Source organism: Myxococcus sp. AM010, assembly GCF_013372585.1.
Taxonomy (GTDB): domain Bacteria; phylum Myxococcota; class Myxococcia; order Myxococcales; family Myxococcaceae; genus Myxococcus; species Myxococcus vastator.
In genome coordinates this window covers 1-8,740 of record NZ_JABXEO010000152.1, presented here as the reverse complement: position 1 = coordinate 8,740, position 8,740 = coordinate 1, and the positions used below count along the sequence as shown (strand labels likewise).

The window sequence follows — 8,740 nt, the reverse complement described above, 5'->3', positions numbered from 1 at the left end:
GTCCTCTCCCCACAGCCCCGCCCCTTCGGCCAACACTCCGAAGCGCGCCGCGTCAGGAAACGCATACACCCGTGCCCCGGCGAGCACCCGGAAGGCCGACCGTCCCAGCCGGAGCTGCGGCTCCAGGAACGGCGACACGACCAGCGTGGGGCCCGGCACGTCCAGCGGCGGCAGGGCCCACGGGTGGATGGGCCAGGACAGCACCCAGCCCTCCTGGGCGTCCGGCCCCCACTCGTAGCGGACGTCGGGGATGAGCGGCTCCAGGAAGCAGCCCGTGTAGAGGCACAGCGTGCGCTTCCAGGACACCAGGACGGGGGCCCGCGCGTCCTCGTCCCCGGCGTCCTCGGAGGCCCGGGCCGGCGTGGCGGCCAGGAGACACGTCAGCAGTCCCCCGGCCGCGAGCCCCTTCACCGCGCTACTTCCCGGTGAAGGTCGCGATGCGCTTCTCCAGGAAGGCCTTCATGCCCTCGCGCTGGTCCTCGGAGCCGAACAGGTCGCCGAAGGCCTTGCGCTCGATTTCGTTGGCCGCGCGCAGGTCCTGGTCGGCGCCGGCCTCGATGACCTGCTTGGCCTTGGAGATGGCCAGCGGGCTGTTCTTGAGCATCTTCTCCGCCACGGCGCGGCAGTGCGCGAGCAGGCCGTCCGCGGGGAGGACCTCCAGCACCATGCCCAGCTCCTTCGCCTTCGCCGCGTCGATGCGGTCGCCGGTGAAGATGAGCTCCTTGGCGCGGGCGCGGCCCACCAGGCGGGTGAGGCGCTGGGTGCCGCCGAAGCCGGGGATGACGCCCAGGCCGACTTCGGGAAGACCAAGCCGGGCCTTCTCGGAGGCGTAGATGAAGTCACAGGCCAGGGCCAGCTCGGAGCCGCCGCCGAGCGCGAAGCCATTCACGGCGGCGATGGTCGGGATGGGCAGCGCCTCCAGCGCGGCCATGACCCGGTGCCCCAGGGCGCCGAACTCCTGGGCCTGGGCGTCGGTGAGCGCGGCCATCTCCGCGATGTCCGCGCCCGCGACGAAGGCCTTCTCGCCGCCGCCGGTGACGATGAGGACGCGCACGTCCGCGGGCAGGGACTTCAGCGCGGACTCGAGCTCCTGCAGCGTCTTGGTGTTGAGGGCGTTGAGCGCCTTGGGGCGGTCGATGAGGAGGGTCGCGACGGCGCCCTCCTGCTCCAGCCGGATGTTCTCGTAGGCCATGTTCGAGGCTCCTGGGGTGGAAGTGGGTCGCCGCGTGGCGGCTCAGTACTTGTAGAAGCCGCGGCCGGTCTTCTTGCCGTACCAGCCGGCCTCCACGTACTGCCGCAGCAGCGGGCTGGGGCGGTACTTGGGGTCGCCCAGGCCCTTGTGGAGCACCTCGGCGATGGAGAGCACGGTGTCCAGGCCGATGAAGTCCGCGAGCTGGAGCGGGCCCATGGGCTGGTTGGTGCCCAGCTTCATCGCGGTGTCGATGTCCTCGACGGAGCCCAGGCCCTCCATGACGGCGAAGCAGGCCTCGTTGAGCATGGGGATGAGGATGCGGTTGACGATGAAGCCCGGGTAGTCCTTGGAGACCACCGTCGTCTTGCCCATCTTCTCCGCGAGGGTCCGCGTGGTGGCGTAGGTCTCATCGGACGTGGCGGCGCCGCGGATGAGCTCCACGAGCTGCATCACCGGCACCGGGTTCATGAAGTGCATGCCGATGACGGACTCGGGGCGCTTGGTGTACGCGGCGAGCCGGGTGATGGGGATGGACGACGTGTTGGTGGCGAGCACGCCGCCCGGGCGCACGACTTCGTCCAGGTCCAGGAAGATGCCGCGCTTGAGGCCCTCGCTCTCCGTCACGGCCTCGACGGCGAAGTCCACGTCCTTGGCGTCGGTGACCTTGGTCACGGTGGTGAGGTTGGCCTCGGCGGCCTGCTGCTTCGCGGCGTCGAGCTTGCCCTTCTCCACCAGCTTCTTCAGGCCGGCGCGGATGCGGTCGGCGCCCTTGGCGAGCCCCGCTTCGGAGACGTCCGCCAGCGTGACGCGGAGGCCCGCGACGAGTGCCACCTGCGCGATGCCCGCGCCCATCTGCCCTGCCCCGACGACGACAATGTGTTCCGTTGCCATGGCGTGTACGCACCTTTTGGGTCGGAAAGCGTGAAGTACGGCGTGCGGGCGGCCTTAGCCCACGCCTCCGGGTCGGTCAACGAACTGCGGCGGGCAACTGGAGCTGCCGGACGATGTAGCGGTCCTCGCCGACGACGAGCGGCGTCTCCAGGCGCACACGGGCGTCGCTGCCCTCACGTTTCACGAAGAGCGCCGCGGCCCAGGTGCCCTCGGGCAGGTCCACCTTGTACGCGAGCTCGGGCGGCGGCCCCGAGGGGAAGAACCGCTCCTCGCGCTTGAGGAGCTGGCCCTCCGGGTCGGAGATCTGCAGGTCCACGGCGCGCACGGAGGCCCAGCCCGGCCCCGCGAGCTGGAACGCGACGTCACGCTCGGGCGTGCCCGTCACCTGCCACAGATAGAGGCCGAGGGCGGCGAGCAGGAGCAGCGGTAGCCGCTTGGCCAGGGCGCTCTTGCGTTCGTTCGGGCGCGGGGCCGGTGCGTCCACCGCTACTCCTTCTTGGTGCGCTTGGCGCCGGGGCGCTTCGCGTTGAGCTCGGAGATGACCACGCTGGGCGCGGCGGAGCGGCGGGGCTTGGAGGGGGGCTCGGCGGGGGCCTCCGCATCGGAGGGCTGCTCGTCCTTCTCGGGAGGCACCAGGCGGATCTGCGCCTTGATCTCCACCGTCATGCCGGACATGAGCTTGAGGAACTCGTCGCGCAGCTTCTCGGACTGGAGGAAGCGGCGGAGCTCCTCGGTGACGGCGCGCGTCACCTCGTCCTTGGTCTTCTCGGCCTGGCCGAGGATGAAGCCCAGGGCCTCCTTGGGGAGCTTGAGCTGGCCCGCGAGGTTGCGGATGCCCTCCTCGGTCATGAAGAGGGCCCCCAGGCCGGCCACGGCCATGCGGCGGACGAACTCCGGAACGAAGCCCGCGGGCCCGTTGGAGCCACTGGAGCGGTCCTGCCGTTCGTCGTCGTCGAGCAGCGGATCAGGCGGGAAGTCGTCGTTGCCGGCCGGGGCCATGAAGTCTCCTCGATAGTTAGCGGGCCTGCATGACCGGCAGCGGAACGCTCTTGATGCTCTGGGCGGAGACGCGCCCCGCGATGTTCCGCGCGACGTCCTGGAAGGCCTTCGCCTCCGGGCTGTCCTTGGCGCTTACGACCACCGGAACGCCGGAGTCTCCAGACTCCCGCACCTTCAGGTCCAGCGGGATTTCGCCGAGGAATGGAATCCCGAACATCTGCGCGGCCTTGCGACCGCCGCCGTGGTTGAAGATGGGCGTGGTGTGCGAGCAGTTCGGGCAGACGAACTGGCTCATGTTCTCCACGATGCCCAGCACGGGGATGTGGACCTTGTCGAACATCTGCTTGGCGCGCACCACGTCCGCGAGCGCCACGTCCTGCGGCGTGGTGACGAGCACGGCGCCCGCGGCGCGGATGGACTGGGACAGCGTGAGCGCGACGTCACCGGTGCCGGGGGGCAGGTCGAGGACGAGGTAGTCGAGCTCGCCCCAGTTCACGTCCCGGACGAGCTGCATCAGCGCGCCGTGGAGCATGGGGCCGCGCCAGATGAGCGCCTGGTCGGCCTCCACGAGGAAGCCGATGGACATGACCTTGAGGCCGTGGGCCTCCAGCGGGTTGAGCGACTTGCCGTCCGGGCTGACGGGGCGCTTGTCGCCCAGGCCGGTCATCAGGGGGACGGAGGGGCCGTAGAAGTCCGCGTCGAGCAGGCCCACCTTGGCGCCGTGCTGGGCCAGGGCGGTGGCGAGGTTGACGGCGACGGTGGACTTGCCCACCCCGCCCTTCCCCGCGCCGACGAGGATGATGTTCTTCACCTGGGGGAGGAGCGCGCCCGCGGGCATGCCGCCACCGGCGGCGCGGACCTGGGCGCCCCACTCGATGTCGAAGGACTTGAGGCCGGGGACGGCCTTGAGGGCGGCCTCGGCGTCGGCCTGGATCTTCCCCTTCATGGGGCAGGCAGGCGTGGTGAGCTCGATCTTGAGTTTCGCGGTGTCCCCGGAGACACGGACGTCCTTCACCATTCCCGCCTTCACGAGGTCGATGTGAAGCTCGGGATCCATCACCTTCGACATCGCAGCGAGGATGTCGGCCTGGGTAACGCTCATCAGGACACCTGAAACCTTTTGGAAAACGGGCGGTTGTAAGCCGCCAACGGGCGCGGAATCTGCCAGCCCAGGGGGGGCTGTCAACGTCGTTTAACGGGGCTGTACGCCCTGCGCACCCTGTAGGTGTCAGGCACGGCTACTGAGTGTCGGCCCACTGAACGGGCCCATCAGGAGCGCTGGTGCGGGGGCCGGACGGTGGGGCGAGGGGTTGGTACCCCTAGACTTGATTGACGGGGCGTCCTTCAAGCGCACTCCGCTGGTCAGCATCACCTTAAGCGGCGGCGTGCTCGGCTGCGACACGCCAGCTATCTCAACCAGCAGCAAGCGCACGTCTATGAGCTTAGGTTCTCAACAAAGCAACAATCACGAGCAATCAGTTCCCATACCCAGTCATCGCCAGGAACAACGAAATGAATCAGAACACCGTTAACGGGCTCCTTCGCGCGTTCCGACGCCGCAATTAACTGCCGGAGCCACTCAGACTCATCAACAATCAAAACACAGCGCCTATATCTGCCATCAACTCTCAGCTGGTCTCGATCTACAAATGCCGACGGGACCATTCGCATAGCAGCTACGTCGCAAAACTCCAGCAACGCGCGTCGCCCGTCGACACTATCAACAGCCATTCTGAGGCCCCTACTTTGCGCAGAGAACGCCACCTCTTCCATGGGCGCATCATCGATTTCCAAATCTTCCATCCAGCACTTCATGCGCATCTCCGTCCTCTGCTTCGCCCAGCGCGCTCACAGGCTCATTACTCTCCGGGAGGTACAGCGCGGGGGGACATACAGCAAGCCTTCGATACGGCTGCTCGGGTTCCGCACGCGAGGCGAACTGACCACCACTTGAGTTGAGGCGATACACTCGGGATGTCGCATTCACTCTCAAGGCTGTCGGGCAGCTTTCGTCCCCTATCGCGACCGATGCCGGCGCTCACGAGGTGCGATTCGTTCATCACCCAGGCTTCAGTGCAAGTACGACAGCTGAAGCTGGGTGAACCGGTGGCCGGGCAGGAGCGGGTTGGGCGGGTCAGCCAGCTCCTGGGAGCGGAACACCATGCCCAGGCCGAACTGGAACCCGCCCGTGCGGAAGGCCGCGCCGAACTCGCTGTCCCCGACGATGGGCGCCTTCCGGACGCTGAGGCTCGGCCGGAAGAGCGTGCCATCCAGGAACAGGTTCCTCGCTACCACCCTCACCTGCCCTCGGGCGTACAGGTAGGCCTCCCAGGCGCGCTCGTCCCGGATGGTCATCAGCTCCGAGGCGTCCTCCCCCGGCGCCTCCAGCGCCTGGACCACGGACGGCATGATGGGCGCCAGGCCATACGGCCGGGCCAGATAGCCCACACGGACCGTTCCTCCCAGGCTCGCGTTCACGAACACCGTGCCCAGCATCGCCCCGGCGGACCACGTCACGTCCACCACGGGGCTCCAGAGCAGCGGCTGCTCGCGGAGCGCGGAGAAGTGGAACGCCGGTTCCGTCGGGAGCTGCTTCTCCCAACCCACCGGAATCCTTGCCACCGTGTGCCCGAAGAGGCCATTCAGCGCCCGGTGCAGCCCCCGCTGCGTCTGCGCCGCCCCGGACGCCGGGCCCGTGACGCCCACCGTGGCCTGGAGCGTCAGCCTCGACGAGTCCGCGGGCGCCCTCCCCGCATAGAGGTGCTGGAAGAGGATGCCGCCGTGCAGCCAGCCTCCGTAGGGCCGGTCGTTCGGGTCCGGGAACACCTCCTGCTCCGGCGAGGGAACAATCCGGCTGGGCGTGTACATGTTCTGCGCCAGCGTGCCACCACACAGGTACCGGTGCTGCACCCCGCCCGGCAGCCCGAGCGTCCGCGCCAACCCTCGGCACCCGTCGTACTCCCCGAAGTGCTCGACGCGGACGCCGTTCGTGTAGAGCCGGTCGCTCTTGGCGAGCACGTCATTCTCGAAGTGGAGGCTCGTGACGAACGGCAGCTTCGTCTCCGCCTGGGCCAGACAGGATGCGGTCAGCAACGCGAGTGCCGTCAGCATCCCTCCAGTCTACCGCTCGCGCCCGTCAGCCCCCGAATGGCCACTGGTCATCAGGCAACACTCTACCCACCACGTCGGCCACCCCGAAGCGCGCGCTGTCTTCAAACGCCTCCGCGCCACCCAGCCCATTCAGGCTCAACGCCGTGGGGCACAGCGCATACGTCTGTGCATGGGACGCCCCCATCAATAGCTTCAACACATTCACCCGCTGCTTGGGCGCGCCATAGGTCATGATCTCGAACCGCTCCGCCGCAGGCGCCTTCGCCAGCGACAGCGCGTAGCGGCAGGCCTCCTCGAAGCCCCCGACCTGATCCACCAGCCCCACGGTCTTGCCGCGCACGCCCGAGTACACACGGCCCTCCGCCAACTGGTGAATCTCCTCCTTCGTCCGCCCCCGCCCCTTCGCGACGATGTCGAGGAACGCCTGGTACATCTCCTCGACTTCCGCCTCCAGCGTCGCCTCCTCTTCCGGCGTGAAGCCCCGCGAGAACGAGAGCATGGCGGCGTTCCGCCCTCGGACGAGCACCGTCTTGTGCACCCCGAGCTTCTCCATCAGCCCGGACACGTCGAACTTGCCAGCGAAGACGCCAATCGAGCCCACCATGGCGTGCGGCGCGGACCAGATCTCCTTCGCGCCCACCGCCACCATGTACCCCGCGCTGGCGCACACCCGGTCCATGTACGCGATGACGGGCTTCTTCCGCGCCACCCGCTGCACCGCCTCCAGCATCTGCTCCGACGCCATCGGCGTCCCGCCTGGACTGCTGATGTAGACGACCACCGCCTTGGAGCGCTTGTCCCGCCCCGCCGCGCGCAGCGCCTTCACCACCGTCTCCGCGTTCGCCATCTTCCCGCTGCCCCCCTTGCCCGGGATGATGATTCCCGACACGGGCACCACCGCGACGCGCGGGTTCCGCCGCAGCCGCTTCCACCGCACCGGCGGGAATGGAACCGTGGACAGGTACGTCGCCATCGGCTCCAGCTCCGTCTCCTCCTCCCCGTCCCCCGGCTTCACCAGCCCCAGGTGCGCGGGGAGGTTCGCCTCGCTCACCAGCGCGTCCACCAGCCCCGCGTCCAGCGCCCGGCGAGCACTGAAGGGCCCCTGGTCAATCAGCGCCCTGACCTCCTCCGGCGCCTTCCTCCGCCCTCGCGCCACCACGTCCACCAGGTCCGCATAGCGCTCATCCAGGAACGACTCCACCGTCCGCGTCTGGATGTCCGAAACGGCGGGCCGAGTGAAGAGCTCCGGCGCCGTCTTGTAGTCCCCGCGCCGGACGAACTGCGGCCGGATGCCCACGCGCGACAAGCCCTCGCCCAGGGCGGTGGCCTCGGCGGCGTAGCCCACCAGCTCCACGCGGCCCATGGGGGGCAGGAGCACCTCGTCCGCCGCGCACAGGAGGGCATACCCCTCGTTGTCCACGTGGACCGCCCAGCCCACCACCCGCTTCTTCTGGGCCCGGAAGGCCGTCAGCACCGCCACCAGCGCATCCCGCTTCGCCGCAGGCACGGCCAGGTCCTCCACCTCCAGGAGGATGCCCTTCACCCGGCCGTCCTTCGCCAGGAGCTCCAACGACTCGCGCAGGCGCTCCACGGACGTGACATCCGCGGGCTCGGGTCGGCTTCCCCCCAGCTGCAACCGGCGGCGGCGGCGCTCGCGGTACGGCGGGTCCCCCGTCAGCCGGAAGCGGACGTAGGCGGGCCGGTGGCTGGCGGCCATCATCCGGAAGGGGGCGCCCAGCAGGGAGACCAGGAGGAGGTACAGGTTGGCGAGGACGATGAAGGGCAGGCGCAGCATGGCGTCCGGAGTGGAGATGTGGGTCTCCGGCCCGTAATGGACGCTCACTCGGGGCGCAAGCCCTGTTCAGTCCTTCCGTTGGGTCGTGATAGCCTCCCCGGCCATATGCGATACCTCGTTCCCCGGATGCTCCTCGTCCTCGCGCTCAGCTCGGGTGGTGCCGCGCTGGCCCAACCTCGCAAGCAGGTCCAGGAGTTCCAGGCCCCCCGCGAGATGACCGCCGAGGAGCGTGAGGCGGCCAAGCAGCGCGCCATGGGCAACAACCTCAACTCCTACGGCAAGGACGTCCAGCTCAAGCAGAAGCCGATTCCGTGGATGGCCGTGGGCCTCGCGGGGCTCGTGTTCGTGGTCGCCGTGCCCTTCGGCCTCCGCGCCTACCGGAACACGTCCAAGACCATCGCCGGGCAGAACACCTTCGGCTCCAACCGCGGCGACGACGAAGCCGCCTGAGCCGCCTTCGGCCCGGACGTCAGACGGGCCGGACCTCCACCGAACCTCCCGCCTCCACCGTGACGCGCACGGGAAGGAAGCGCTCCACGACGCGGGCGTGGGTGGTGAGGTGGTCGGTGATTCGCGCCGCCGTGAAGCGCGTGGTGCCCGGTGACGCCGGCCCCAGGCGCCCGGCGGCCAGCAGCGCGGCGGGCAGGAGGATCTGATCGGCGAGGTGCTCGTCGAGCGCCCCACCCGTCTCCATGAACCGCGCCAGCGCCTCCCCGCCCTCGCGCCCCACGTCCTCGGCGAGACGGCCCCGC

9 protein-coding genes and 1 pseudogene are annotated in these 8,740 nt (G+C 69.0%); 1 reads left to right on the top strand and 9 read right to left on the bottom strand.

Features of this window, described 5'->3' with window-relative positions; genetic code table 11:
• The 8 genes and pseudogenes from HV826_RS35280 to sppA all read right to left on the bottom strand — a co-directional run.
• Positions 1-411: pseudogene (locus HV826_RS35280) on the bottom strand (hypothetical protein); the annotation flags it as partial.
• A 4-nt stretch (positions 412-415) separates the two neighbouring features.
• Complete coding sequence (locus HV826_RS35275; protein ID WP_176421410.1) at positions 416-1,192, bottom strand: enoyl-CoA hydratase-related protein; 777 nt, start codon at positions 1,190-1,192, stop codon at positions 416-418.
• A 42-nt stretch (positions 1,193-1,234) separates the two neighbouring features.
• Positions 1,235-2,083, bottom strand: a complete 849-nt coding sequence (locus tag HV826_RS35270) for a 3-hydroxyacyl-CoA dehydrogenase family protein (protein ID WP_176421409.1) — start codon at positions 2,081-2,083, stop codon at positions 1,235-1,237.
• Positions 2,084-2,159: 76 nt separating this feature from the next.
• Positions 2,160-2,567, bottom strand: coding sequence for a hypothetical protein (locus HV826_RS35265; protein WP_163787404.1), 408 nt, complete (start codon positions 2,565-2,567; stop codon positions 2,160-2,162).
• A 2-nt stretch (positions 2,568-2,569) separates the two neighbouring features.
• Positions 2,570-3,082, bottom strand: a complete 513-nt coding sequence (locus tag HV826_RS35260; RefSeq protein WP_176421408.1) for a hypothetical protein — start codon at positions 3,080-3,082, stop codon at positions 2,570-2,572.
• Between the two features lie 16 nt (positions 3,083-3,098).
• A complete protein-coding gene (gene apbC, locus HV826_RS35255; protein ID WP_176421407.1) occupies positions 3,099-4,184 on the bottom strand; it encodes an iron-sulfur cluster carrier protein ApbC in 1,086 nt (361 codons plus the stop codon).
• A gap of 968 nt (positions 4,185-5,152) precedes the next feature.
• Positions 5,153-6,193 (bottom strand): lipid A deacylase LpxR family protein, encoded by a 1,041-nt coding sequence (locus HV826_RS35250; RefSeq protein ID WP_176421406.1) that lies wholly within the window; start codon positions 6,191-6,193, stop codon positions 5,153-5,155.
• A 25-nt stretch (positions 6,194-6,218) separates the two neighbouring features.
• Positions 6,219-8,036 carry a signal peptide peptidase SppA gene (sppA, locus tag HV826_RS35245; RefSeq protein WP_176421405.1) on the bottom strand — a complete coding sequence of 606 codons (1,818 nt, stop codon included), beginning with the start codon at positions 8,034-8,036 and terminating at the stop codon, positions 6,219-6,221.
• Positions 8,037-8,114: 78 nt separating this feature from the next.
• On the opposite strand from sppA, the gene HV826_RS35240 reads away from it, so the two are divergent.
• On the top strand, positions 8,115-8,438 hold the full coding sequence (locus HV826_RS35240; protein WP_176421411.1) for a hypothetical protein: 324 nt from the start codon (positions 8,115-8,117) through the stop codon (positions 8,436-8,438).
• 19 nt (positions 8,439-8,457) lie between these two features.
• On the opposite strand, the gene HV826_RS35235 is transcribed toward HV826_RS35240, so the two are convergent.
• Positions 8,458-8,740 (bottom strand): RNA 3'-terminal phosphate cyclase (locus tag HV826_RS35235; protein WP_303623601.1); only part of this gene is annotated, 283 nt, incomplete at its 5' end.